17 protein-coding genes and 2 pseudogenes are annotated in these 25421 nt (G+C 72.3%); 9 read left to right on the top strand and 10 right to left on the bottom strand.

The window, feature by feature from the left end; genetic code table 11:
* Window positions 1-2: 2 nt before the first annotated feature.
* From ACIBK5_RS24695 to ACIBK5_RS24680, 4 genes are all read right to left on the bottom strand, one after another.
* On the bottom strand, window positions 3-2825 hold the full coding sequence (locus tag ACIBK5_RS24695; RefSeq protein ID WP_399022499.1) for an NHLP bacteriocin export ABC transporter permease/ATPase subunit: 2823 nt from the start codon (window positions 2823-2825) through the stop codon (window positions 3-5).
* A gap of 1 nt (window position 2826) precedes the next feature.
* A complete protein-coding gene (locus ACIBK5_RS24690; RefSeq protein ID WP_399022497.1) occupies window positions 2827-5055 on the bottom strand; it encodes an NHLP family bacteriocin export ABC transporter peptidase/permease/ATPase subunit in 2229 nt (742 codons plus the stop codon).
* Entirely contained in the window at window positions 5052-5858 is an 807-nt protein-coding gene (locus ACIBK5_RS24685) for an HlyD family efflux transporter periplasmic adaptor subunit (RefSeq protein ID WP_399022495.1), read from the bottom strand. Before ACIBK5_RS24685 ends, ACIBK5_RS24690 begins: the two co-directional genes overlap by 4 nt.
* A gap of 116 nt (window positions 5859-5974) precedes the next feature.
* Window positions 5975-6190 carry a type A2 lantipeptide gene (locus ACIBK5_RS24680; protein ID WP_189721965.1) on the bottom strand — a complete coding sequence of 72 codons (216 nt, stop codon included), beginning with the start codon at window positions 6188-6190 and terminating at the stop codon, window positions 5975-5977.
* A gap of 745 nt (window positions 6191-6935) precedes the next feature.
* On the opposite strand from ACIBK5_RS24680, the gene ACIBK5_RS24675 reads away from it, so the two are divergent.
* Entirely contained in the window at window positions 6936-8369 is a 1434-nt protein-coding gene (locus ACIBK5_RS24675; protein ID WP_399022492.1) for a S1 family peptidase, read from the top strand.
* A 161-nt stretch (window positions 8370-8530) separates the two neighbouring features.
* Here the strand turns inward: ACIBK5_RS24675 and ACIBK5_RS24670 are convergent, their stop codons facing one another.
* A complete protein-coding gene (locus tag ACIBK5_RS24670) occupies window positions 8531-10687 on the bottom strand; it encodes a SpoIIE family protein phosphatase (RefSeq protein WP_399023060.1) in 2157 nt (718 codons plus the stop codon).
* Window positions 10688-10842: 155 nt separating this feature from the next.
* On the opposite strand from ACIBK5_RS24670, the pseudogene ACIBK5_RS24665 reads away from it, so the two are divergent.
* Window positions 10843-11529, top strand: a pseudogene (locus ACIBK5_RS24665) (LuxR C-terminal-related transcriptional regulator); the annotation flags it as partial.
* Here the strand turns inward: ACIBK5_RS24665 and ACIBK5_RS24660 are convergent.
* From ACIBK5_RS24660 to lanKC, 4 genes are all read right to left on the bottom strand, one after another.
* Window positions 11452-13374, bottom strand: coding sequence for an ATP-binding cassette domain-containing protein (locus tag ACIBK5_RS24660; protein ID WP_399022490.1), 1923 nt, complete (start codon window positions 13372-13374; stop codon window positions 11452-11454). The pseudogene ACIBK5_RS24665 and the gene ACIBK5_RS24660 overlap by 78 nt on opposite strands.
* A complete protein-coding gene (locus ACIBK5_RS24655) occupies window positions 13371-15128 on the bottom strand; it encodes an ABC transporter ATP-binding protein (RefSeq protein WP_399022488.1) in 1758 nt (585 codons plus the stop codon). Before ACIBK5_RS24655 ends, ACIBK5_RS24660 begins: the two co-directional genes overlap by 4 nt.
* An 85-nt stretch (window positions 15129-15213) precedes the next feature.
* On the bottom strand, window positions 15214-15330 hold the full coding sequence (locus ACIBK5_RS24650) for a SapB/AmfS family lanthipeptide (RefSeq protein ID WP_184587041.1): 117 nt from the start codon (window positions 15328-15330) through the stop codon (window positions 15214-15216).
* Between the two features lie 84 nt (window positions 15331-15414).
* Complete coding sequence (gene lanKC, locus ACIBK5_RS24645; protein WP_399022486.1) at window positions 15415-18021, bottom strand: class III lanthionine synthetase LanKC; 2607 nt, start codon at window positions 18019-18021, stop codon at window positions 15415-15417.
* A gap of 186 nt (window positions 18022-18207) precedes the next feature.
* Here lanKC and ACIBK5_RS24640 point away from each other — a divergent pair, with 186 nt between their 5' ends.
* The 7 genes from ACIBK5_RS24640 (at window position 18208) to ACIBK5_RS24610 (ending at window position 25325) form a co-directional block, all read left to right on the top strand.
* Window positions 18208-20667 (top strand): SpoIIE family protein phosphatase, encoded by a 2460-nt coding sequence (locus ACIBK5_RS24640; RefSeq protein WP_399022484.1) that lies wholly within the window; start codon window positions 18208-18210, stop codon window positions 20665-20667.
* A gap of 107 nt (window positions 20668-20774) precedes the next feature.
* A complete protein-coding gene (locus ACIBK5_RS24635; protein ID WP_399022482.1) occupies window positions 20775-21194 on the top strand; it encodes a CBS domain-containing protein in 420 nt (139 codons plus the stop codon).
* 124 nt (window positions 21195-21318) lie between these two features.
* Complete coding sequence (locus tag ACIBK5_RS24630; protein WP_399023075.1) at window positions 21319-21501, top strand: hypothetical protein; 183 nt, start codon at window positions 21319-21321, stop codon at window positions 21499-21501.
* Window positions 21502-21605: 104 nt separating this feature from the next.
* Window positions 21606-22673, top strand: a complete 1068-nt coding sequence (locus ACIBK5_RS24625; protein ID WP_399022479.1) for a glucose-1-phosphate thymidylyltransferase — start codon at window positions 21606-21608, stop codon at window positions 22671-22673.
* A complete protein-coding gene (rfbB, locus tag ACIBK5_RS24620; protein ID WP_399022477.1) occupies window positions 22670-23650 on the top strand; it encodes a dTDP-glucose 4,6-dehydratase in 981 nt (326 codons plus the stop codon). Before ACIBK5_RS24625 ends, rfbB begins: the two co-directional genes overlap by 4 nt.
* The gene (gene rfbD, locus ACIBK5_RS24615) at window positions 23647-24525 is read left to right on the top strand and encodes a dTDP-4-dehydrorhamnose reductase (RefSeq protein ID WP_399022476.1); all 879 of its coding nucleotides are present in this window, start codon (window positions 23647-23649) and stop codon (window positions 24523-24525) included. The genes rfbB and rfbD overlap by 4 nt, the downstream gene beginning before the upstream one ends.
* Window positions 24522-25325, top strand: coding sequence for a class I SAM-dependent methyltransferase (locus ACIBK5_RS24610; RefSeq protein WP_399022474.1), 804 nt, complete (start codon window positions 24522-24524; stop codon window positions 25323-25325). Before rfbD ends, ACIBK5_RS24610 begins: the two co-directional genes overlap by 4 nt.
* On the opposite strand, the pseudogene ACIBK5_RS24605 reads toward ACIBK5_RS24610, so the two are convergent.
* Window positions 25322-25421 (bottom strand): annotated as a pseudogene (locus ACIBK5_RS24605) (IS481 family transposase); the annotation flags it as partial. The gene ACIBK5_RS24610 and the pseudogene ACIBK5_RS24605 overlap by 4 nt on opposite strands.

Below are 25421 nucleotides of genomic sequence, written 5' to 3'. Positions count from 1 at the left end.
TCTCACGCCATCTGCCGTCGCACCAGCTCATGCAGCCGGCCGCTGGTGTCGGCGAGCAGCTGCGCGGGCGGGCCCTGCTGGATGACCTTGCCCTCCTCCATCACCACGACCCGGTCGGCGTCCATCACGGTGGACAGCCGGTGCGCGATGACGACCCGGCTCGCGTTGAGCGCCTTGGTGCTCTCGATGACGGTGCGCTGGGTCTCGTTGTCGAGGGCGCTGGTCGCCTCGTCGAAGAAGAGGATGCGCGGCCGGCGGATCAGCGCCTGCGCGATCATCAGCCGCTGGCGCTGACCGCCGGAGACGGCACCGCTGCCCGAGACGATGGTGTGCAGCCCCATCGGCATCCGTTTGATGTCCTCGGCGAGCCCGGCCATCTCGGCCGCCGCCATCGCCTCCTCCGGCGTGTACGGCTCGGTGCCGCAGATCACGTCCAGGATCGAGCCGGTGAACGGCTGCGCGTGCTGGAGCACCACACCGCACTGGCGGCGCACCGCCGACTGGTCGAGTGCCCCCAGGTCCTGCCCGTCGTACAGCACGCTGCCCGACAGCGGCCGGTCGAAGCCGATCAGCAGGCGCAGCAGCGTCGACTTGCCGCAGCCGCTGGGGCCGACGACCGCGACGAACTCGCCCGGCTTCACCTCGAACGACACCTCGTCCAGGATCAGCGGACCGTCGTCCGAGTACCGGAAGGACACCCGCCGTGCCTCGATCGCGCCGGACAGCGGACCCGGCCGCGTGCTCGCCGTGCGCACCTCCGGCGTCGCGTCCAGCACCGGCCTGATCTCCTCGAACAACGGCAGCGCTGCCACCGCGGAGACGAACGAGCCGGTCAGCTGTGTGACGGCGGTCAGCACCATCGTCACCGAGGTGTTGAAGGTGAGGAACGAGGCCGCCGACATCGAGCCCCGGGCCGGGCCGGCCAGCAGCATGAACATCAGCAGCGTGCACAGCGGCAGATACACCGCGCCCAGCACCGTCGAGAGGTTCTTGATGCGGCCGACCCTCTGCTGGAGCTCACGGCTGCGCGCGAACTCCGACGCCCACGCGGCGTACGCGTAGTTCTCGGCGGCGGCCACCCGCAGCTTGGGCAGACCGCGCAGGGTCTGGAAGGCCTGGTTGTTCAGCTTGTTGGAGAGCACCACAAGACGGCGCTGCCAGCGCACCTGCCACAGTCCGAGCCCGAGGAACACGGCCGCGATGACGACGAGCATGCCGATCGCGGCCATCGCCATCGGCACGCTGAACCACAGCAGCAGCCCGAGGTTCATCGCCCCGATGGTCACCGACTGGGCGACCGTCGGGCCGACTCCCGCCAGCAGCCGGCGGATCGAGCTGATGCCCATGGCCGCGCTGGCCAGTTCGCCGGTGGAGCGCTCGGTGAAGAACCGCGTCGGCAGTCTGAGCAGCCGGTCCCACACGGCCGGCTGGAGCGTCGCCTCGATCCGGCCCTCGATCCGCAGGATGGTGAGGTTCTGCAACAGCATGAAGGCCGCCGCCACCACGCTGCTGAGCATCACCGCCAGGCACACCTGCACGATCAGGCTCGTCTGGGCCTTCGGCACGAACTCGCCGAGCACCTTGCCGGTCGCGATCGGCACCATCGCGCCGATCGCCACCGTGACCAGACCGCTGAGCAGCAGGCCGGTCAGGTCGCCGCGCATGCCCTGCATACAGAACCGCAGCAGCCCGAGCGGGCTGAGACTCCGCTCGGGCAGCGGGCGGTAGAACATCACCGCACGCGGCTCGAACTCGTCGGCGTTGGCCTTCTCGATCGGCGTCTCACGGCCGGTCGACGGATGGACGGCGACATATCCGCCGCGCCGCCACAGCAGCGCCACCGGCGCACCGGACAGAGCCCGGTGCCCGACCAGCGGCCCGACGTTGTCCCGCCACCAGCGGCCGTCGAGGCGCACGGCCCGGGTGCGGACGCGGGAGGCCAGGGCGACCTGCTCGACCGGGTCGAGACGGTCGCCGCCGGTGCCCTTCTGCGTGGGCTCGTTCAGGGGGATCCCGGCCGCCTGGCCGACCAGCTTGCAGGCCGCGTACGAGGCGTCGGCATCGGCCGCCGTGGTGCGCTTCGACGACCGCTTGCCGATGGAGGCGAGCAGCGTCTGGTCGGCCTGGGCACGGACCGCCTCACCGGCCTTGATGCCCTCGGCCGTCCGTGTCTCGTGGGTGCTCTCCAGCTCCTCGATCCAGCGGTCCAGCGTGGTCAGCAGCCGGTACTGCTGGTCGACCATGCTCTGCCACAGCGCCGGGTCCATCAGCAGGTCGGCCGCGGCCTCCGCGCCGTACAGCGAGCCGTACTGCACGCTGCCCGGCGGCACCTGCATCCAGAACACGTCGTCGTCCGTGGGGGCGGCCGCCCGCTCGGTGGCCATCGGCGCCTGGAAGAGGATGGACAGACTGCGGCCGACGCCCAGGGCGAGCGCGTACTCCAGCGGGCTCGTCGTCGGAGGCACGTACTGCGGATTGCCGTACTCGTCGTACGACCACGTAGCGGTGTCGGCGGGCTGGTACAGCTCGCGCAGGCCGATGCGGTGCACCACGCAGTCCCGCAGCGGCCGGGCCACCAGTGTGTGCTGCGGGCCCGGCACCGGGCCGAGCACCAGCGAGCCCGCCTCCAGCCGGCCGAGGTGGTGCCAGTGGCCCTGCTGGCCGGCGTCCACCGCGAACAGGTCCACGGCACCGGCCGCGACCAGCCACAGCACCTGCGGGCCCTCCAGGTCGAGACGGTTGAACCCGGCGCAGTCGATGCGCGAGCCCATCTGCCCGAACGCGTTGAGGACGAGGTCACCCTCATGTCCCTGAACGGTCGTCACCTCACCGCTCCCTGACCAGCGTGGCGTACGCGCCGCCGCGCGCCACCAGCTCCTCGTGCCGTCCCCGCTCCACGACCGTGCCGTGCTCGAGGACGACGATCTCGTCGCTGTCGCGCACGGTGCTGAGCCGGTGCGCGATCACCACACAGGCACAGCCGCGCCGGCGCAGGTTGTCCATCACGACCAGTTCGGTCTCCGCGTCCAGCGCGCTCGTCACCTCGTCCAGCACCAGGATGCTCGGCCGGCGCACCAGCGCCCGCGCGATCTCCAGCCGCTGGCGCTGCCCGCCGGAGAAGTTGCGGCCGTCCTGCTCGACCTTGCTGTGGATGCCGCCGGGGCGGCGCGTGATCACGTCGTGCAGGGCCGCGTCCCGCAGCGCGTCCTCCACCGCGTCGTCCGGGATCGACGGGTCCCACAGCGCCACGTTGTCGCGCACGGTGCCCTCGAAGAGGAACACGTCCTGGTCGACGAAGGAGACGGAGGCGGCCAGCGCCCCGCGCGGGATGTCGTCGATGCGCTGTCCGTCGATGCGGATCACGCCCTCCCACGGCGCGTACAGGCCGGAGATCAGCCTCGACACCGTGGACTTGCCACTGCCGGAACCGCCGACCAGCGCGACCTGCCGGCCCGGGCCGACCGTCAGGTCGAAGCCCGTGAGCAGGGGCTTGTCGAGCGGGCTGTAGCCGAAGGTGATGTTCTGCAGCTCGACATGGCCCTGGAGGCGGCGCGTCGACCCGTCGCCGGAGTCGGGCCGGCCGTAGAGCGGGTCGGCCTTGAAGTTCTCCACGTCCTTCAGCCGCGCCACGTCGGCCGCGAAGTCCTGGATGCGGCCGGCGACGCCGTTGAGCCGGGTCAGCGGGGCGGTGAAGCGGGCGACCAGGGCCTGGAAGGCGACCAGCAGGCCGACCGAGATGTGGCCTTCGACCGCCCGCATACCGCCGATCCAGAGGATGAGCCCGCTGTTGAGGGTGGCCAGCGTCGGCGCCACCACGCCCAGCCAGGCGCTCGGCACGCCGAGCCGCTGCTGCTCCTCCAGCGTGGTGGCGTGCTGCCCGGCCCACTTGCGGAAGTAGCCGTCTTCGCCGCCGGTCGCCTTCATCGTCTCGATGAGCTGAAGACCGGTGTAGGCGGTGTTGGTGAGCCGGGCCGTGTCGGCGCGCAGCTTCGCCGTACGGGTCGCGCGCAGCCGTACGACCACCCGCATGGCCACGATGTTCAGCAGTGCCACGCCGATGCCGACGAATGTGAGCTGCGGGTCGTAGGTGTACAGCAGCACCGCGTACAGGACGACCACGACGGCGTCCACGCCCGCCGCCGCGAGGTCGCGGGACAGGGTCTCGGCGACCGCGTCGTTGGACTGCAACCGCTGTACGAGATCGGCCGGGCTGCGCTGGGAGAAGAACGTCACCGGCAGACGCAGCAGATGCCGCAGGAAGCGGGCGCTGGAGAGGGTGGAGGAGATGATGCGGCCGTGCAGCAGATTGGCCTGCTGGAGCCAGGTCAGCACGACGGTGAGCAGCACGCACGCCCCCATCGACGCGAACAGCACGCCGAGCAGGGAGGTCTGGTTGCCGATCAGGAACTCGTCGATGTAGGTGCGGCTGAGCGCGGGCACGGACGCGCCGACCGCCACCAGCAGCAGGCTGGAGAGCACCGCGGCGGGCATCGTGCCCGCGGTGCCGCGCAGCCGGGCGGGCATCGCGCCCAGGACGCCGGGCTTGCGGCCGCCCCGGGTGAAGTCCTCGCCGGGTTCCATGACCAGCACGACACCGGTGAAGCTGCCGTCGAAGTCCTCCATCGGGACAAAACGGCGGCCCTTGCCGGGGTCGTTGATGTAGACGCCGCGGCGCCCGAAGCGGCGGCCCATGCCGTCGTAGACGACGTAGTGGTTGAACTCCCAGAACAGGACGGCCGGCGACTTCACCTCGGCGAGGGCGGCCAGGTCCATCTGCATGCCCTTGGCCGTCAGGCCGTAACTGCGGGCCGCCTTGAGGAGGTTGCTGGCGCGCGAGCCGTCGCGGGAGACGCCGCAGGCGATGCGCAGCTCCTCCAGCGGGACGTGCTTGCCGTAGTGGCCGAGCACCATCGCCAGGGAGGCGGCGCCGCACTCTACGGCCTCCATCTGGAGCACCGTGGGCGTACGGACGGTCTTCGCGGCGGCCTTGGGCACCTTGCGCTTCGGCGGGGCCGCGCGGCGCCTGCTCCGCGGCTCCTGTGCGGTGGCGCTCATGGCAGCAGCCAGTCGACGGGACGCTGGTCGGTGAGCCGGATCGAACCCGAGGCCATCGTCATCGAGGTCAGCTTGTACGGCGGCCCGTCCGCGGACGACCACTTGTATCCGCTCTTCGTGGCGGACGACTTGTCCAGCCGGACCGTCACGGCCACGGGCCTGCCCTTCTTGGTGAACTGCTCGCCGAGCTGGCTGTCCCCGAGGAACGCGGAGATCTGCTGCGAGGACTGGGCCGCGCGGTCCACCGACTTCACATGGCCGCGCAGTACGCCGTACTCCTGGGTCGGCACCGACTGCACGGTCAGGTCCACGGCGGCGTCGTCGGGGATCGAGGCGGCGTTCTCGGCGGGGACGTAGACGGTCGCGTACAACGCGTCCTCGCTGTGGGCGACCTTCTCGACGGCGGCCACGTTCGCGCCGGTCTGGATGATCTGCCCGACGGTCGCGGCGAGCCCGGAGACCCGGCCCGCGTCGAGCGCACGGACGACGACCTCGCCCTTGGCCGTACGGACCTTGAGCACGGGGGAGTTCGCGGTCACCTGCTCGCCCTGCTTCGCGAGCACCGCGGTGACCTGGCCCGCCACGGGGCTCTGGAGGAGGTAACTGCCCTGCCCGTGCGTGAGGATGGCGGGCGCGCTGACGGTGGAGGCCACCGAGCCGGTCACCGCCCACACGGAGGCGGCCGCCATGGCGACCACGGTCACCGACAGCACGAGCCAGCCCTGCGGGCGGGCGAAACGCACCGGGAGGTCGAGTTCCTCCGGTGACTGGAGCTTGGCGAGGGCCTGTTGGCGGAACTGCAAGGAACTTCCCTCACCCGTAGAAGAGGTACATACGGCCGTGACGGAAACGGTCACGGCACCCGAAGAACCCGGAACCGCCGGCTGCGGTTCCGGGAATCAACGGCACAAAGGCTCGATCAGAGGCCGGAGACCAGGCCGGTGACCGGGGCCGTGTTCAGGCCGGTGACACCCTCGACGGTGCCGACGGCGGTGTCGACGACGCCGGAGACCGGGGCGATGCTGTCGACCGTGTCGGTGACGGTGTTGACGGCGTTCACGGACAGGCCACCGGAGATGGCGTCCAGCTGGGCGTCGGCGATCTCGACGGTCTCAACCTGGGGGGTGGAGTTCATGGTGGAACTTCCCTTCATATGGATATCTCACAAGGGGGGAGCGGCCCCCTCTGGGGACAGATGACGGCCGCGACCGCGAGCGCCGGGCACCCGTTTCCGGAGTGCCCTCGCGGCTCCCGCGATGCGATGGATCAAAGCACGCTGCGCGTCCGCGCTTCCAATCAACCAGGCGTCTCACCAGGGAACTTGCGACCCGGCGGTACCCATACGTGCAGGAGTGCGCACGTCTCGGTGGCGAGTTCTTCACATGCGCCACAGCATCGGCCCATCCGGCGTCTTGCATCCGGAGGCGGCGAATCCGGCACTCCCGCCCCAAAGGCGTAGCAGGCGCCTCCCGCTTGTGGATAACCCTCCTCTTGGTGACTGGGTTGAGCATTCGATGTGCAGATTCGCTGAAGTCGGGATTCGGCTCGGTGTTCGCAACAGATCGTTTCCGGTCGGATACGGATCGTGTCGGTTCGGCGGGCCGGGACGAGGGCCGCAGCCGAAAGACCGTCATCAAGCCAGGCGCTGTCCCGGGCCGACAGGGCTCCTCCACCCGGTCGCCTCGCCGTGACCAGGGAAGTCGTGGACCGGGCGGGTCGGTGTGCGGGCGGCGGGAGTTGGCTGATTCCGCGATGCGAAGGGATCACTTGCAAACGCGATTGAACGCCCCATGCGACCCCTGCGTACCTACAGCCATCCAGGCGCCCCCCAGAAGCTGCCGGACGGCGGCAAGGCTCTGTCCCCCCAGGAGGAGAGAAGTTTGAGTCACAAGCGAATTCCGAAGCGCAAGGCCGCGATAGCGGTGGGTGGCGTGGTGGCGCTCGGCGCGGCCGCGATCCTGCTCCCCAACGCCAACGCGTCCCAGGACGGTTCGTCCGACGACGCGGCCGCCGCGCCGAAGACACTGAAGGCGGGCGACGCCTCGGATCTCGCCTCGCAGCTCTCCGGGCTCCTCGGTGAGGCGTTCGGCGGCTCCTACTACGACGGCGACAACCAGCAGCTCGTCGTCAACGTCGTACCGGGTGACAACAACAACGTGATCGTGCAGGCGAAGGCGGCCGGCGCACAGGTCCGCGAGGTCGAGAACAGCTGGTCGGAGCTGCAGAGCGGGGCGCAGACCCTGAAGTCCGACGCGACCATCGCGGGCACCTCGTGGTCGATCGACCCGCAGACGAACAAGCTGCGTGTCACCGCCGACAGCACCGTGACGGGTGCCAAGTGGGACAGACTGGAATCGACGGTCAAGAGCCTCGGTACCGGCATGGCGACCCTTTCGAAGTCCGCGGGCACCTTCAAGCCGTTCGTCTCCGGCGGCGACGCCATCTTCGCGGGCGGCTCGCGCTGCTCCCTCGGCTTCAACGTCACCGCGGGCGACGGCTCGCCCGCCTTCCTGACCGCCGGTCACTGCACCCTCGGCGGCAACGAGTGGTCGGACGCGGAGGGCGGCCAGCCGATCGCCACGGTCGACCAGTCGACCTTCCCGGGCGACGGCGACTTCGCGCTCGTGAAGTACGACGACCCGGCGACCGAGGCGCCCAGCGACGTCAACACCGGCGACCAGACCGTCCAGATCACCGAGGCCGCGGAGGCGACCGTCGGCCAGGAGGTCTTCCGGATGGGCAGCACCACCGGCCTCAACGACGGCCAGGTCCTCGGCCTCGAGGCCACGGTGAACTACCCGGAGGGCACCGTCACCGGCCTCATCCAGACCAATGTCTGCGCCGAGCCCGGCGACAGCGGCGGCTCGCTGTTCACCCAGGACGGCCTTGCGATCGGCCTGACCTCGGGCGGCAGCGGTGACTGCACCGCCGGCGGCGAGACCTTCTTCCAGCCGGTGACCACCGCCCTGGAGGCGGTCGGCGCGACCCTCGGCGCGGGCGGCGCCGGTGGCGCGGGCGCCGGTGCTGGTGAAGAGGCCGGTGCGGGCGAGGAAGCCGGTGCGGGCGAGGAGGCCGGCGCTGGTGCGGGTGCCGGTGAGGAGGCCGGTGCCGGTGAAGAGGCCGGTGCGGGCGAGGAGGCCGGCGCTGGTGCGGGTGCCGGTGAGGAGGCCGGCGCTGGTGAAGAGGCCGGCGCCGGTGCCGGCGAGCAGGCCGGAGGCGAGGAAGCGGGAGCTGGTGACGGTGCTGGTGCCGGTGCCGGTCAGGACGCCGGGCAGGGCGTCCAGGACAACTCGGGTCTGACCGAGTCCCGCTGACCTGAGACCGTCGGAGCCGGTCCGACGATGCCGGCCCGGTACCGCCCCCTTCCTGGCGGGACCGGGCCGGCCCACCGGCGTCCAGGGCACCGTCCGGCGGTGCGACGGGCCGGCTCTCCCGCACGGGGGCCGGCCCGTCCGCGTGCCGTGCCCGGCCTGTCCTATCCGATGGCCCTGAGCAGCAACAGCGCGATGTCGTCCAGCCGTTCCTCCCCGTCCCGGTGGTGCCGCTCCTGATGAACGAGACTGTCGGCCAGCTCGTCCAGCGGCTGGTCCCCGGTATCGGCCAGGCGCCGGCCCAGGTCCGCGAGGGCCTCCTCGAAGTCCGTGCCGGGGGACTCGACCAGCCCGTCGGTGTAGAGGACGAGCAGCGAGCCGGGGGCGAGGGCGACCTCCGTCGTCGGGTACACCGCCGAGGCGTCGATGCCCAGCAGCGGGCCCCCGGCCAGGTCCAGGACGCGCACCCGCCCGTCCGGCCGTCTCAGCAGCGGCGGGGGATGACCCGCCCGGGACATCACGGCCCGGCCGTGCGCCGGGTCCAGCCGCAGATAGAGGCAGCTGGCGAACAGTTCGGACCCCAGGTCGAGCAGCAGCCGGTTGGTGCTGCGCATGACCTCCTCGGGCGCCTGGCCCACGGCCGTGTACGCGCGCACCGCGGTGCGGACCTGCCCCATCAGCCCGGCCGCCGTGACGTTGTGCCCCTGCACGTCCCCGATCACCGCCGCCGCCTTCCCCTGCGTGCGCACGAGGTCGTAGAAGTCGCCGCCGATGTCCATGCCCTGAGTGGCCGGCAGATAGCGGCCGGCCGCCTCGATCCCGGGCAGTGCCGGCAGCGAGTGCGGCAGCAGTGCCTCCTGGAGGCCGTGCGCGAGCCGGTGCTTGGCGTCGTAGAGCAGGGCCCGCTCCAGCGCCTGGGCGATCAGCCCGGCCAGGCTGGTCAGTACCGCCCGCTCCTCCGTCGGGAAGGGGTGCGGCTCGGTGAAGGAGAGCACGCACGTCCCCACCGGCCGTCCCTGGGCGATCAGCGGCAGATAGGCCCAGGCCGCGAACCCGTCCGGAGTGGCGAGCCGCGCCGGGTACAGGCGCTCCAGCTGTTCCCGCGACTCGAAGAACGCGGGCACGCCCGTCCGCAGCACCTTCGTGCCGGGCATCGGCTCGGTGAGCGGCATCCCGTCGAACCGCTCCACCACGTGCGCGTCCCGGTACCCGCGATGTCCGAGCACGCGCAGCCGGTTCGCCTGCGAGCCCAGGACGACCAGGGCCTGGCTGCCCACGGTCGGGGCGATCTCGTCCGCGACCAGCTGCACCACGTCCTGCACCCCGACCGCCTCGGTCAGCGCGCCGGCCAGGTTCAGCACCTGGGAGATGGTGACGAGCCGGGAGGGCGTCCCGTCGGGCGACGGTGCGGCCCGGTTCATCTCCGAGACCGCTCGCGATCTGGTGATCCGGACGCTGAGGCCGGTCGTGCTCGGATACAGCCGGAACGACAACCACTCGCCCGGCGGGCGCAGCGCCACGAACGACGTGGTGTGCTGGCTCATCAGCGCGGCCCGGTAGCGGTCCTCGTACACCGGGTCGTTGAGCCATGGCACCGACGCCCACAGCTGGGTGCCGAGCAGTCGGCTGACCGGGACGTTCAGCAGCTCGGCCGCCGCCGCGTTGACGAAGCCGACCCGCCCGTGCAGATCCAGCGAGACCAGTCCGTACGGCAGCCGGCTCACCATCCGGGCCGCCTCGACCGTGCCGAGCGTGCCGGCGATCCCGCCCACCAGGGGCGAGGCCAGCATGTCGGTCTCGGGGTGCGGCGGGATGCTGTGCTCGGCCGCCCGCTCCAGCCGCACCGCGAGCCGGCCGCAGGACGCGGTCAGATGCTCGCGCTCATGGTCGGACAGCTCCGGCGGATGGGCGCCGGGCCAGGTCACGAAGACCGCGCCGTAGACGGTGGACTCGGTGGCCACCGGAATCGCCGCCAGTGCGAACGGGTAGGGCAGCACCACGGCGATCCGCGGATAGTGGCGGGCCATCGCCTCCTCGCCGCCGACCCAGACCAGCCGTCGCTCGCGCGCCGCGTCGGCGACCGGGATCGGCGCGCTCAGCCCCACCCGCTCCCAGGGCGCCGCGAACGCCCGGGGCAGCCCGGCCATCACCGCCATCTCCAGCACCGGCTGGTCCGGCGCCATCAGGTACACCGCGCCGGAGTGGGCGTGCACCTCGTCCATCATCGAGGCCAGCGCCAGGGACAGCAGCGGCCGGCCGACCGGCGTCCTGGCGGCTGCCGGCGCCTGTGCGGACGACTGTCCGTCGGACACGCCGACCACCTCCTCGCACGGCCGCGCGACCGGGCTCAGGAACAAATCTCCACCCTGGCGGCTCGTCGCGCACGACGAGCGGCACCGGGACGATCCATAGTTACCGTCGGTTACAGTCTTCCGGCTCCATCGAAGGAGCTCGCGTACCCCGACGGCCGTTTCTCATGCCGCCGAAGTCGAAGCGCGGCCGGGCGTACGGGCGCCGCGCGTGCGCCCCCACGCACCTTGATGGCCGGATCTTCGCGCCCACGCAGGGTCACCATCACGAACAATGGGCACACGCTCAGCACGACGTGGGGGGCGTACGGCGAGCCGAGGGGGTGGCAGTGATCCGGGTGCTGTTGGTGCATGACGAGTGTCTGGTGAGATCGGTGCTGGCGGAATGGCTGCGGGGGGAGCCCGATCTGGCGGTGCACGACACGCCGTGGCGCGGCGCCCCGGGCCTGGTGCGGTCCGTGCGCCCGGACGTCTGCGCGGCGGACCTGGAGTGCGCGGACTCCTACGGCATCCCTCCGCTGGGCGAGCTGTGCCGGCCGGGCCCGGACCGGTCGCGCCCGCGATTACTCGTGCTCGCCACCGCCAACAGACCCGGACTGCTGAAACGGGCGGTCGAGGAGGGGGCGCTCGGCTACGTCGACAAGGAGAGCTCGCCGCAGAACCTGCTGCGCGGAATCCGCCGCGTTGCTGAGGGGGAACGTTTCGTCAGCGACTCGCTGGGCTTCGGTTTCCTCAAGGCGGCCGAGATGCCGCTCACCCGAAGAGAGCTGAGCGTGTTAACCCTCGCGGCCGAGGGAGCCTCCATCGCGGAGATCGCCGGGAGCCTGCACCTGTCCCACGGGACCGTGCGCAACTACATGGCGGCCATCACCCGCAAGACCGGGGCCCGCAACCGCATCGACGCGATACGCATCTCGCAGGGACAGGGCTGGCTCTGACCGCCGCCGGGCCGGGCCGGGCGCCCAGGAGCCGACGAGCTCCCGGTAGAGCGCCGAGGTCCGCAGCAGTTCCTCGTGGCCGCCGAACGCCGTGCTCCTGCCGTCCATGACCAGCACCCGGCCGGCGCGGCGGGCCGAGCTGATCCGGTGGGCGACGACCACCAGGGTCCCGCCCGGCCGCGCGGCGAAGGCCCGCTCCGCGCGCTCCTCCGTCTCCGGGTCCAGATGGCAGGTCGCCTCGTCCAGCAGGGCGAGCGGGGCGTACGACAGATAGGCCCTGGTCAGTGCCACCAGCTGCCGTTCGCCGGCCGACAGGGCCGCCGGGTCGACCCGCGCGCCGAGACCGCCGAGCCGGTCGGCCAGCGGGGCGAGGCCGACCGCCTCCGCCGCGGCCAGCAGTTCCTCCTCGGGCACCGGGTCCGGCCGCAGATACGCGAGGTTCTCGGCCAGCGTGGCGTCGAAGACGTACGCCTCCTGCGGGATGAGCACGCGGGCGGCGGCCGCCTCCGGCCCGGGCACGGCGTGTCCGCTCACCGTGACCGTCCCCCGGTCCGGTGTGAGAAGCCCGGCGACCAGGGCCGTGAGGGTCGACTTGCCGGTGCCGCTGGGGCCGACGACGGCCAGGTGCGAGCCGGCTGGGACGGTGAGGTCGAGGTCCTTGACCACGGGGGTACTGGCGGGGCCGTAGGCGAACGTGGCCGAGGTGAGGGAGAAGGCCGGCGGCGTTCCCTCGCCGGGTTCCGGCGCGGGGCGTACGGGGCCCGGCTTCGCCGTGGGCACGCCGGTCTCCGCCCGGGCCAGCCTGCGCAGCACCACCGTCAGGCGGGAGCCGCTGGTGCCCAGCCCGTGCACCAGGTTGCGCAGGGCGGGCAGCAGGGACTGGGTGACGTAGGAGAGGGCACCGACCAGGGCGCCGGTGGTGACGCCGTGGGCGAGGAGCCACGGGGCGGCGGCGAGCAGCAGCACGATCGGCAACTGGCCACCCACCGCCAGGGACGCCACGCGCAGCACGCCCCAGTGCGCCAGGGCACGCGCCGCGCGCAGTTCCGCCTCGACCCGTTCGCCGGTACCGGCGGCGATCTGCGCCTCCGCGCCGGTCGCCGTGATGTCCCGCAGGCCCGGGCAGACCGCGCCCAGCTCCCCGGCCAGCGCCTCGTCGGCGACGAGGAAGGTCTCCTGCCGCCGGGCCAGCGGTCGCAGAGTCACCGCGAACAGTGCCACTCCGGCGGCCAGGGGCGGCCCGACGACGAGCAGCAGCGGCGGGGCGAGGGCGAAGAGGCCGGCCAGGGCTCCGGCGGCGGTGAACACGAAGGAGCGGGAGACCATCACCAGCCCGGCGAAGGTGTCCCGGGCGATCTCCACCTGCTGCGTGAGCCCCGACAGGGAGCCCGTGTCACCGGTCCGCACCCCGCGGGAGACGACCCGCTCCACGAGCCGGTCCCGGAGGGGCTCGACCAGCGCGGCGACCGCCGCGTACACCCGCGCGGTCCCGTACGCGCCGACGAGCACACCGACCCCGGTCACCGCCAGCCAGATCAGCCCGACATCCGCCCGCCCGCGCAGGAACCCCTCGTCCAGGGCGCGGGCGGGACCGTAGCCGATGAGGAAGGTCTGCCCGGTCTCCAGCACGGACCAGGCGACCAGCCGGAACAGCACCCGGCGGCGGGCCAGCAGGAAGCGCAGGCCCCGGGTCGGCAGGCCGGTTCCGACGGGGGATCCGCCGTCCCGGGAAGCGGCGCGCTCACGGATCCGGCCCGTCATGCCGGCACACCCCCCTCGGCACCCGCACCCGTACTCGCCGTTTCCGCGCCCTCCCCGAACGCCGCCCGGTACTCAGCCAGCCGCCACAGCTCCTCGTGCCGCCCCACCGCCCGCACCCGCCCCCCGTCCAGCCAGGCCACCGAGTCGGCGCACGCCGCCGTCGCGCTGCGGTGGGCGACCAGCAGCCGGGTGCCGCCCGTGCCGTCGCCGAGGAGGGCGTCCGTGATGTGGCGTTCCGTCACCGTGTCCAGGCTGGAGAGGGCGTCGTCCAGGATCAGCAGCCGGCCGCCGTGGGCGAACGCCCTGGCGAGGCCGAGGCGCTGGGACTCGCCGCCGGAGCGCGGGGCGTCGGCGACGGCCGTGTCGTACCCGTCGGGAAGGCGGCGGACGAAGTCGTCGGCGAGGGCCGTGCGGGCCGCCTCGCGGACCCGGGCGGGGGAGGGGTCCGGCAGGCCGAGGCCGATCGCCTGCCCGACCGTGCCGCCCAGGAGGGCCGGGCGGGCGAAGGCGTAGCCGACGGCGCCGCGCAGGTCGGCGTGCCGTACATCGCGCAGCGGCACGCCGTCGAGGAGCACCTCGCCCGCGTCCGGGTCGGCCAGCCGTCCGGCGAGCGCGGCCAGCAGCGACTTGCCCGCACCGGACGGGCCGACCACGGCCAGCGTCGTGCCCCCCGGCACGACGAGGTCCACTCCGTCGAGCACGACGCGTCCGCCGCGCCGGGCCGTCACACCGCGCAGCTCCAGCCGGCCGGGCCCGTCAGGCAGCGCGCGTGCGCCGAACGCGGTCGCGGGCTCGGTCCGCACCTCTCCGAGACGCCGGGCCGCCGCCCGCGCCCGGGCCAGGCCCGCGAGGCGGCCGACCAGGACGCCGACGCCCGTCGCGAGCACCGCGTACCGCGAGGCGGCGAGGACGTCCCCCACCGACAGCCGGTCCCGGGTGAGCAGCACACCGGCCACGGCGACGACCCCCAGATGCAGCAGCGGCGCCACGGCCACCGCCTGCGCGGCGGCCCGCCCCTGCACCCGCCACATGCGGTGTCCGGCCCGGGACAGCTCGGGCAGCGGCCGCAGCACGCGGGCGGTCTCCTTGTCCTCCGTACCCGCCGCCCGGACGGTGCGGACGCCCTCGACGGCCTCCGCCAGCGCGGCCGCGATACGGCCCTGGGCCTGCTGATACCGGGCCGCGCTCGCCGAGGTGTCACGGGAGACGGTGCGCAGCAGAAGAGTGAGGACGGGGGCTCCGGCGAGGAAGACGGCCGCGAGCCACCAGTCGATCAGGCCGAGCGCGACCACGCCGCCGATCGGGCCGGCGAGCGCCGCCAGGAGCGCCGCCCGGGCCGCGGGCGTGGTCCCCGCCTCGGCCGCGTTGCCGACCAGACGTGCGACGAGGTCACCGGAGCCGAAGCGGTCGGCCGCCCGGGGGCCGACGCCCAGGACGTGCCCGGTCAGCGTGCGGCGCAGCCACGCGGTGGTACGGGCGTCGACGGTGCCGGTGAGCACGGTCTGTGCCGCGTCGAGCAGGGCGAGCAGCAGCACGAGGCCGGCGCAGTACAGCACCCAGCGGGTCGCCGGAGCCTGCGCCAGCAGAAGATCGAGGGCCCGGCCGAGCGCGGCCGGCAGCAGCAGCCCGGCGCCGGTCGCGGCGATGCTCACCAGGCACAGGGCCGCGCAGCGGGCCCCGCTGAACCGGGTGGCCGTACGCAGCAGCGCGCGGGCGTGCCCGGCCGCCGCGTCGTCGTCACCACGTGTGCTCATGAGGGCCTTTCGTGGGACGGGACGGACCCCGGGCGGCCCCGTCCCCGAAGGGAGAAGGCCGCCCGGAGCCCTACCGCAGACGCGGTCAGAGACAGAGCAGGACGCTCGCCGCGCTGATGCAGGAGAGCAGGCTCACCGTGCTGTTGCCGCCGCCGTCGGTCCGCTCTTCGGACTCGATCGTCTGCAGGTCGAGAAGTGCCATGGTGTGTCCTTCCGTCGGTTGTCCGTCCGTGGTCATCCGTGGGGACGGGGTTGGGTCACGACGCCGCGGGATCGCGGAGCCGCGTCAGTGGGGCCGCCGGTCCGGCGGCGGGAGGAACGGCAGATGGGAGTCGGCCGCGGGGTCGAGGGCCGCGCCGAGCGCCAGCAGGCACCCTGCCGTTCCGGTGGCGAGATCCATCGACAGCCGCATCATCTGATGGCCGGGAAAAGCCAGTTGGCCCTGGTACGCCATCGCGAACCAGCCGAGCCCGGCGATCTGCCCGGCCAGCCGGTCGGCGGTCGCGCCCGGCGTGGTCGTGCGGCTGAGGTGCAGGATCATTCCGGCGCGGCCCTGGAAGAGCCCGGGCTGCGCGTAGAAGCGTGAGGTGGCCGCGGTGAGCACACCGGATCGGGCCGGGTCGAACTCCCCGGCGAGGTCCGGGGCGTGGGCCACGAGGTCGTCGAGGACCATGCCGAGTCCCACGCTGCCGTCGCCGAGGTAGGGCAGGGTCCGCCAGCCCTCGTCGACCTCCAGCGCCCCGCCCTCGCGGGTCTTGCAGGACTCCAGGTCCCGGCGCAGGGCGATGGCCGCGGCGTCCAGCCATCCCGCCTTGCCGGTCCACTCGTACTGCCGCAGCATCAGCAGCGCGGGACCGCTCGCGCCCCGCAGCAGGCCTGCGCGCCGCCCGGGCGTGGCCGGGGGCGGCTCGGTGAGCCGCTGCACAAGGATCCGCGCGGCCTCGTCGGCCCGCTCGCGCAGCTCCGTCTCGCCGGTCGTCTCGGCCAGCCGCCCGAGGACCAGACCGAGTCCGGCCAGCCCGCCGTGCAGGTCGGAGGAGAGGTTCTGCCACCGCTCGGCGAGGATGCCCTCGACCAGGTCCAGTGCCCGCTGCCGGTGCCCGAGCCGGTCCAGGACCAGGGCGACGCCCGCGAGCCCGTCGTACAGACCGAGCGGAGTACCGACCGGTGCCGGTGCCGTCCGGGTGAGCAGCCAGCGCTCGCCCTCCTCGTACCGCTCGGCGCCGGTCGCGTCCAGCGCGTAGAGCACCCCGGCGGCGCCGTGGGCGAGCCCGAGCCCGCCGCCGTCGGAGAACTGGGCGACATCGCCCGGGAAGAGCCGGTCGTCGCGCTCCGGGGTGGCCGAGGCGAGGATCGCCTTGACCATCGAGTCGCGGCTGTACGGCCAGTCGCCGGGGTCCACCGGTGCGGAGGGAGCGGCCACCGTACGGCCGGACACCTCCCGCGTGATCTCCGCGACCGCCTCGTCGAGGAACCCCCGCGGCACGTCCGGGAACTGCTCCGAGATCACCTCGGCCAGATGCGCCGCCTTGCCGCGGTCGACCACGAACAGCGTGGTCACGGGCAGGAACAGGGCCAGTCGCAGACAGGCCAGCGCATAGCGGTCGACATCGGCGCCCCGGCGGTCCGGCGGCGCGAAGAAGCCCGGGTGGGCGACCACCTGGCGGCCGTTCTCCTCGGCCGGTGCCGCCGCCTCGAAGTCGAGGAGGAAGACCGACTCCTCGTCCGGCGCGACCATGATGTTGAAGACGTGCAGGTCGTTGAAGACGATGCCGCGCGCGTGCACCGCCGCCACGGCCTCCTCCACCTCGCGGTGGATGCGCAGCGCCCACGCCGTGTAGGCGGCGACGGCCCCCGCGTCGGGATCCTGGGCCAGCAGCGGATGCCGCTCGGCGAAGAACGAGTTGAGCGGACGGCCCTGAAGGAAGTCCATCACCAGGAACCGGTGGCCGCCGAGCTCGAACCAGTCGCGCACCTCCGGGACCACGCCCGTGCCCGCGACCTGCTCCAGCGCCCGCTTCTCCCGCTCCAGCCGGGCGACCGCGTCGGCCCCGTCCGAGGCGAGCCCCGCGTGCGGCCGGCCCTCCTTGAGGACGACCTTGCGGCCGTCGCGGGTGTCGGTGCCCACGTACACGCCACCGCCGTTGGAGAAGTGCAGGGCCTTCTCGATGCGGTACGGCAGCTCGCCCGTCGTCGTGTTGTTCCGCGCGTCGAGATGCGGCTGGAGGAACGCCGGCAGCGTCACCCACTCGGGCACCTGGAAGGACGGCGTCCGCCGGTCCGGCACCAGCTGCCCCGCGCCGTCCCGCACCGCGGGCACCAGCGAGCCCCGCTCGTCCACGACGAACGAGCGCGCGAAGGCGCCGTAGCGGACGTACAGGGGGCCCTCGCCCCAGCGCAGATCGGTGAGGATGTACGGCCCCTCGAGCCCTTCCAGCAGCGCGCCGAGCTCGCGCAGCACCTGGTGCAGCTGCTCCTCGTCGGCCGGATAGACGGTGACGAACTTGCCGCTGCCGTCGCGGGGCGCGTACTTGGTGTTGCGCAGGTGCAGCAGGTGCGGGCCGGGCACGAACTTGAAGGGGACGCGCCGCTCGACGCAGTAGTCCCAGACGATCCCGGCGATCTTCTCCGCGTTCGCACGGGTCGCCGAAGCGTGGATCTTCCAGCCCTGCGCCGGACCCTGGAGGGGCTCGCCGTCCGCACCGGGCGGCGTCATCGTCAGCCAGTCCCCGATCCGCGCCGTCTCCCAGCCCTCGGGCACGGGCCGGCGGGCCGTCTCGTAGAGGTGCGGGGCTGCCCCCTGCGAGGCCTCCTGCCCGCCACGCGCCAGCCGGTCCGGTGTCTCGTAGAAGTGCCGGTCGGCCAGCGCGTACACCTCGTACCGCTTGTCCATGCGTCCCCCTCCGTGATCAGCACCGAGCCTCCCAGTCACGCGCCGGGCCCGGACAGTCACGGCTGTCACGAGAACAGCGTGCGGAACGCATAGGTAAAGACATGTTCGGTTCCGTTCGAGCGTCCGCGTCGGTGCTGGTCCACGGAACGCCCACAGGGGCTGCGCGGGTGTCGCATAAGCGCTGTAATGGCCAACGTGGTCAGTGAGGGCGCCCGAGAACCCCAGGAACGCAGAACGCGAACGCTGCGTGCCGAAGGTGCTCTCAAGACGATCGCAGCCGATCAGGAATCGCCGGACAGGGTGCACCGGGTCCTCGAACAGGCACTCGTCTTCGCCGGAGCCGCGTTCGCCGCCCTGTACACACCCAGCCAGGACGGCGAGCTGCTGCGCCTGGTGGAGTCGGCCGGGGCGCCGAGGACGCTGTACGGACTGCGCGACAGCTATCCGCGCGCCGGGCGGTCCCCGGTCGCCGAGGCCCACCGCGGCGGACGCCTCGTCTCGCTCGGCCCCGCGGAACTCGCCGAGCCCGTCCAGGCCCGGCGCGTGCCGTCCCGGGACTTCTTCCTGACGGCCCTGCCCGTCCACGGGGACGGCGGCGGCTGTCTCCTCGCCGTGTGCGAGCGCCCCGACGGATTCGACGCCGACGACCGCGAATGTCTCCAGCTCATCTCCGAGGCGGTCGCCTTCCCCGCCCCGGCCGCGCCCGCCGAGGGTGGTGAACTGCCCCCCGGCGCGTTCAGCCTCGCCATGGACACCGGCCGCGTCCGGGCCGGCGACGACCTGCTGGACCTGTTCGGCCTGGACCCCGTGGAGTTCGACGGCCGGGTCGAGACCCTGCTCGGCCTGACCGTGCCGGAGGACCTGCCCTCGCTGATGTCCGTGGTGGAGGCCGACCACATGTCCATCGGCGACCGTGAGCTGGAGTTCCGGGTGCTCCAGCCCACCGGACCGCCGAAGTGGCTCCGGCTGCGCGGGCGCCTCCTGCCCGGTGGCGAGGGCCGCTCGGCACGGCTCGTGGGCACCGTCGCCGACGCCTCCACGCTGCGGTCCGCCGTCACCGACGTGGCCCGCGTCCAGCGCCTCGCCACCGCCCTGGCCACCGCCGTCACGGTCCGCGACGTCGGCAAGGCCGTGGTCGCCGCACTGCGCCGGCCGCTCAGAGCAGACCGCATCGCGCTCGCCGAACTGGAGAGCGAGCGGCTCGTCGTCACCGTCCTCGACCCGCCCGAACCCGAGGCCTGGCCGGAGCTGTGGCGCCGGGAGTGGCGCACCGAGTGGCCCGACGCGCCCGTGCGCGCCATGCCCACCCTCGCCGCCGCCCTGCGCGAGGGGCGCGCCCGGATCTGGCCCGCCGGGAGCGCCCTGGAACGCGGTTTGTCCGAGGTCGGACCCGGCGGCCTCGCCGTCCTGCCGCTGCCCGCCGGTAACCGCATGGCCGGAGCCTGTCTGATCGGCTGGGACACCCCGCACGACTTCGGTACCGACGAACGCGCCCTGCTCACCGCCTGCGCCGGCCTCGCCGGACAGGCCCTGGTGCGGGCCCGCGCCTTCGACGCCGAACACGAACTCGTCGGCATGCTCCAGCGCCAGCTGCTGCCCCGCCGCCTGCCCCGTCTCCCGGGCGCCGAGGCCGTCACCCGCTATCTGCCCAGCACCGCTGGGCTCGAGCTCGGCGGCGACTGGTACGACGTCATCCCGCTGCCCGACCACCACGTCGCCCTCGTCATCGGCGACGTCCAGGGCCACAGCGCCGGCGCCGCGACCCTCATGGGCCAGATGCGCACCGCCCTGCGCGCCTACGCCGTCGAAGGACACCCGCCGGATGTCGTGGTCTCCCACGCCAACCGGCTGCTCATGGACATGGAGAGCGACCTCTTCGCCACCTGCGCCTACGTCGACATCGACCTGGAGGAGGGCTCCGCCTGGTGCGTGCGCGCCGGGCACCTGCCGCCGGTGCTGCGCTACCCGGACGGCACGACCGAGATCGCGGAGTCCGAGGGCGGCCCGCCCCTCGGGGTGATCACCCAGGCCGACTTCCCCATGAGCCCGCTCCGGCTCCCGCCAGGCACCCTGATCGCCCTGGTCACGGACGGACTCGTCGAGACGCCCGACTCCGACATCGACGAGGGCATGGACCGCCTCGCCGACCAGTTGGCCGCCTCCGCCCCCGTCGACCTGGGGCTCGTCGCCGACGCCCTCCTCGGCAGCGCCCAGCGCAGCGACGACGTCGCCGTGCTCCTCCTGCGCTACGACGGCATGGACCTGCGCCCGCTGCGGGAGAGCTGGACGGTCTGGCGCGTGCCGCAGGCGGTCGGGCACGCCCGCCGCTTCGCCCGGCGCACCCTGCGCTCCTGGGGCGTCACCGAGGACTTCGACGCCGCCCTCCTCGTCGTCTCCGAACTCGTCACCAACGCCCTCGTGCACACCGACGGCCAGGTCCGCATGGACCTCACCCTCGTCAGCAACCGCCTGCGCATCGCCATCGCCGACGCCTCACCCCGCTCACCGGTCAGACCGACCAGCATCGGCTGGGAGGCCACCGGCGGCCGTGGTGTCCTCCTGGTCGAGGCGCTCTCGGCGACCTGGGGCACCCTGCCGGTCAGCGGCGGCAAGCAGGTGTGGGCGGAGCTGGCGCTGGGGCGCTGAACACCCCTCACCAGTTCCTGGTGACCGGGCGGGTACTCCGGGTACCCGGAGCGGCGTCGGACGGGGGAACCGCGAAGAGCCGAGGAAAGAGGAAAGAGGCACACGTCATGGCTCAGCATGTCCGCGACATCATGACCAGCGACCCGGCCACGGTCGAACCGCAGACCTCTGTCGCCCAGGTGGCCCGCATCATGCGCGACGAGGACCTCGGCGTCGTCCTGGTGACGGACGGCGACCATCTGCGCGGGTTGGTCACCGACCGTGACCTGGTGATCCGCTCGGTGAGCGAGGGCACCGATCCGGAGCGGACCACCGTGGCCGGCGCGTGCAGCGACGACCTGGTCACCATCGGCCCCGACGAGGACCTGGTCCACGCGGTGCAGCTGATGCGCGAGCACTCCGTGCGCCGTATCCCGGTCGTCGAGCACGGACGCCCCGTGGGCATCGTCTCCCTGGGCGACATGGCCGTGGAGCGCGACCCGGAGTCCGCGCTGGGTGACATCAGCGCCGCACGCCCCAACGCGTGACGGTGTGAACAGCCCTGCCCCGCCGACGCGTCGGCGGCTTCGGTCCGGGCGTCACGACGCGCGTTTGTTCGGTTTCTCTTTGGTTACTCGAACAGCAGCGGATCCAGAAGGAAGATGATGAGTCGTGACGTCGATGGACCTGAGTGACAAGCCCACCCGCCGCCGGCCCGAGACCGGCTGGTCGAAGGCACGCCGCCTGCGCGGCAAGGCCCCGCTGCGGACCTGCCTCCCCGCCGTCGAGAACCGGGCCGCTCCCGGAATCGCACACTCCGGGCCGGAGTGGAACATCGTCAGGGGCGAGGACTGACCGCTCCGCGGGAGACCGCGCGGTGACCATCCGAGTAACTCCGCGCATCGACAACCAAAAGAAGTGATGTTCACATCCGCCGGATCACGACTAAGGTGAACCGAATGAAGGCTCTCGTGCTGTCCGGCGGCGCAGGAACAAGACTGAGGCCGATCACACACACGTCGGCCAAACAACTGGTGCCAGTGGCCAACAAGGCTGTGCTCTTCTACGGGTTGGAGTCGATCGCCGAGGCCGGCATCACCGACGTGGGAATGATCGTCGGGGACACGGCCGCCGAGATCGAGGAAGCGGTGGGCGACGGGTCGAAGTTCGGCCTGAAGGTCACCTACATCCCCCAGGAGCGGCCCCTCGGGCTGGCCCACGCGGTACTGATCGCCCAGGACTACCTCGGCGACGACGACTTCGTGATGTACCTCGGCGACAACTTCATCGTCGGCGGCATCACCGACCTCGTCGACGAGTTCCGCGACAGCCGGCCCGACGCCCAGATCCTGCTCACCCGCGTGGCCGACCCACGCGCTTTCGGTGTCGCCGAACTCGACCCGTCCGGCCAGGTGATCGGCCTGGAGGAGAAACCCGACCGGCCCAAGAGCGATCTCGCCCTGGTCGGCGTCTATCTGTTCACACCCGTGATCCACGAGGCTGTGCGCGCCATAGAACCCTCGTGGCGCGGCGAACTGGAGATCACCCACGCCATCCAGCATCTGATCGACTCCCGTGCCGACGTGCGCTCCACGGTCATCAAGGGCTACTGGAAGGACACCGGCAACGTCGGCGACATGCTCGAGGTGAACCGTACGGTCCTCGAAGCCATGGAGCGCCGTATCGACGGCACGGTGGACGACGCCTCGCAGACCATCGGGCGGGTGGTCGTGGAAGAGGGCGCCCGGATCGTCAACTCCCGCATCGTCGGGCCCGTCGTCATCGGGGCGGGAACCCTCGTCAGCGACTCCTACGTCGGCCCCTTCACCTCGATCGCGGAGAACTGCCGGATCACCGACAGCGAACTCGAATTCTCGATCGTGCTGCGGGACTCCTCGATCCAGGGCGTGGGCCGGATCGAGTCCTCGCTGATCGGCCGGCATGTCCAGGTGACCCCGGCCCCCAGCGTCCCCAGCGCCCACCGACTCGTCCTCGGAGACCACAGCAAGGTGCAGATCACTTCATGAACCTCCTCGTCACCGGTGCCGCCGGGTTCATCGGCTCCCGCTACGTCCGTGCGCTGCTCGCCTCGGACGCGCCCGACGCGCCGCGCATCACCGTGCTGGACAAGCTCACCTACGCCGGCACCCTCGACAACCTCGAACTGACCCACCCCCGGCTGGAGTTCGTCCAGGGCGACATCTGCGACGCCGAACTCGTCGACAAGCTGATGGCCGGCGCCGACCAGGTCGTGCACTTCGCAGCCGAGTCGCATGTGGACCGCTCCATCACCGGCGCCGCCGACTTCGTCCGCACCAACGTGCTCGGCACCCAGACCCTGCTGGACGCCGCCCTGCGCTACGACGTGGGCCCGTTCGTGCACGTCTCCACCGACGAGGTCTACGGCTCCATCGAGTCCGGCTCCTGGCCGGAGGACCACCCGCTCCAGCCGAACTCGCCGTACTCGGCCTCCAAGGCCTCCTCCGACCTGCTCGCCCTCGCCTACCAGCGCACCCACGGCCTGGACGTGCGCGTCACCCGCTGCTCCAACAACTACGGACCGCACCAGTTCCCCGAGAAGGTCATCCCGCTCTTCGTCACCAACCTCCTCGACGGGCACAAGGTGCCCCTGTACGGCGAGGGCCGCAACGTCCGTGACTGGCTGCACGTCGACGACCACTGCCAGGGCGTCGACCTCGTCCGCACCAAGGGCCGGCCAGGCGAGGTCTACAACATCGGCGGCGGCACCGAACTCACCAACAAGGAACTCACCGGCCTGCTCCTGACGTCCTGCGGCGCGGACTGGGACCGGGTGGAGTACGTCGAGGACCGCAAGGGCCACGACCTGCGCTACTCCGTCGACTGGAGCAAGGCCCGCGACGAACTCGGCTACCGCCCCGCCCACGACTTCACCACCGGCCTCGCCGAGACCGTCGCCTGGTACCGCGACAACCGTGCCTGGTGGGAGCCCCTGAAGCGGCGCGTCGCCCAGGAGCGCGCATGAGGTGGCTGATCACCGGAGCGGGCGGCATGCTCGGCCACGACGTCGTCGACGAACTCACCCGGCGCGGCGAGGACGTGGTGGGCCTGGACCGCTCCGCCCTGGACATCACAAGCCCCGAGGCCGTCGGCGCGGCCGTACGGGAGCACCGCCCCGACCTCGTCGTGAACTGCGCCGCGTACACGGCGGTCGACGACGCCGAGACCGACGAGGCCCGCGCCCTGGAGATCAACGGCGACGGACCGCGCCTGCTGGCCCGCGCCTGCGCGGCGCACGACGCCCGGCTGATCCACGTCTCCACGGACTACGTCTTCTCCGGCGAGGCCCGCACAGCCCCCTACCCGGAGGACCATCCGACGGGCCCCCGCACCGCCTACGGCCGCACCAAGCTGGCCGGGGAGCGGGCCGTGCTCGAGGAGCTTCCCGGGGCGAGCGCGGTCGTGCGCACGGCTTGGCTCTACGGGGTCCACGGCACCAACTTCGTGCGGACCATGATCGGTCTCGAAGCCCGCCGCGACACCCTCGACGTCGTCGACGACCAGCGCGGGCAGCCCACCTGGAGCGCGGACGTCGCCGAGCGGATCGCCGACCTCGGACCCCGGCTCGGCCCCGACGCGCACGGCGTCTTCCACGCCACCGACGCCGGCGAGGCCACCTGGTACGAGTTGGCCCGCGAGGTCTTCTCCCTTCTCGGCGCCGACCCTGACCGGGTGCGCCCCACCAGCAGCGCGGCCTTCCCCCGGCCCGCGCCCCGCCCGGCGTACAGCGCCCTCGCACACGGCCGGTGGCAGGAGATCGGCCTGCCCCCGCCGCGCGAGTGGCGCTCCGCCCTGCACGAAGCACTGCCCCGCATCCGCAAGGAAGGTCCCACTCCGTGAAACGCCATGAGTTCCTCCGGGGACTGCACAAGGTCAGCGCCAATCGCAACTACCTGGAGATCGGCGTCAACGACGGCCGCAGCCTGCGCCTGTCCCGTGTCCCCAGCATCGCGATCGACCCCGCCTTCAAGGTGGTCTCGGAGCTGAAGTGCGACGTCCACCTGGTGAAGGCCACCAGTGACGACTTCTTCGCCCGTGACAACCCCCTCCAGCACCTCAAGGGCGGCCGTCACCCGCTGCGCAACCTGCGCCGCGGCCGCAGCCCCTTCGGCTACTGGCGCCGCACCACGCTGGATCTGTCGTTCATCGACGGCATGCACATCTTCGAGTACGCCCTGCGCGACTTCATGAACGTCGAGCAGCACTCCGACTGGTCCAGCGTGATCGTCTTCGACGACATGCTGCCGCGCAGCGTGGACGAGGCGGCCCGGGACCGGCACACCAATGCCTGGACCGGTGACGTTTACAAGATCACCGAGGTGCTGGCGCGCTACCGCCCCGACCTGGTCACGGTCCAGGTGGACACCGCCCCCACCGGCCAGCTCGTCGTCTTCGGTGCCGACCCGAACAACCGGGTCCTGCACGACAAGTACGACGAGATCATGGCCGAGTACAAGGTGCCCGACCCGCAGAAGGTCCCCGAGGCGATCCTCGAACGGGCCGGCGCGGTACGCCCCGAGACCCTCCTGGAAGCGGGCTTCTGGGGGCCCCTCACCCAGGCCCGCAACCGTGGCCTGCCCCGCCGCATCGGCTGGGAGCCCCTGCGCAAGTCCCTGGAGCAGGTGGGCGTCAGCCGCTAGCTGTATTGACCCGCGGGGTTGTTCACACGGCTGATGGGTGGCTGACCTGCGAGTGCGGTGTGGCAGCGGTGGTGGTTGTAGGCGTGGAGGAAGTCT

Origin of the sequence: Streptomyces sp. NPDC050546 (genome assembly GCF_044457425.1) — a bacterium.
Taxonomy (GTDB): Bacteria; Actinomycetota; Actinomycetes; order Streptomycetales; family Streptomycetaceae; genus Streptomyces.
Note: the sequence above shows the minus strand (reverse complement) of the source record. Positions and strands in the feature narration are given on the sequence as shown.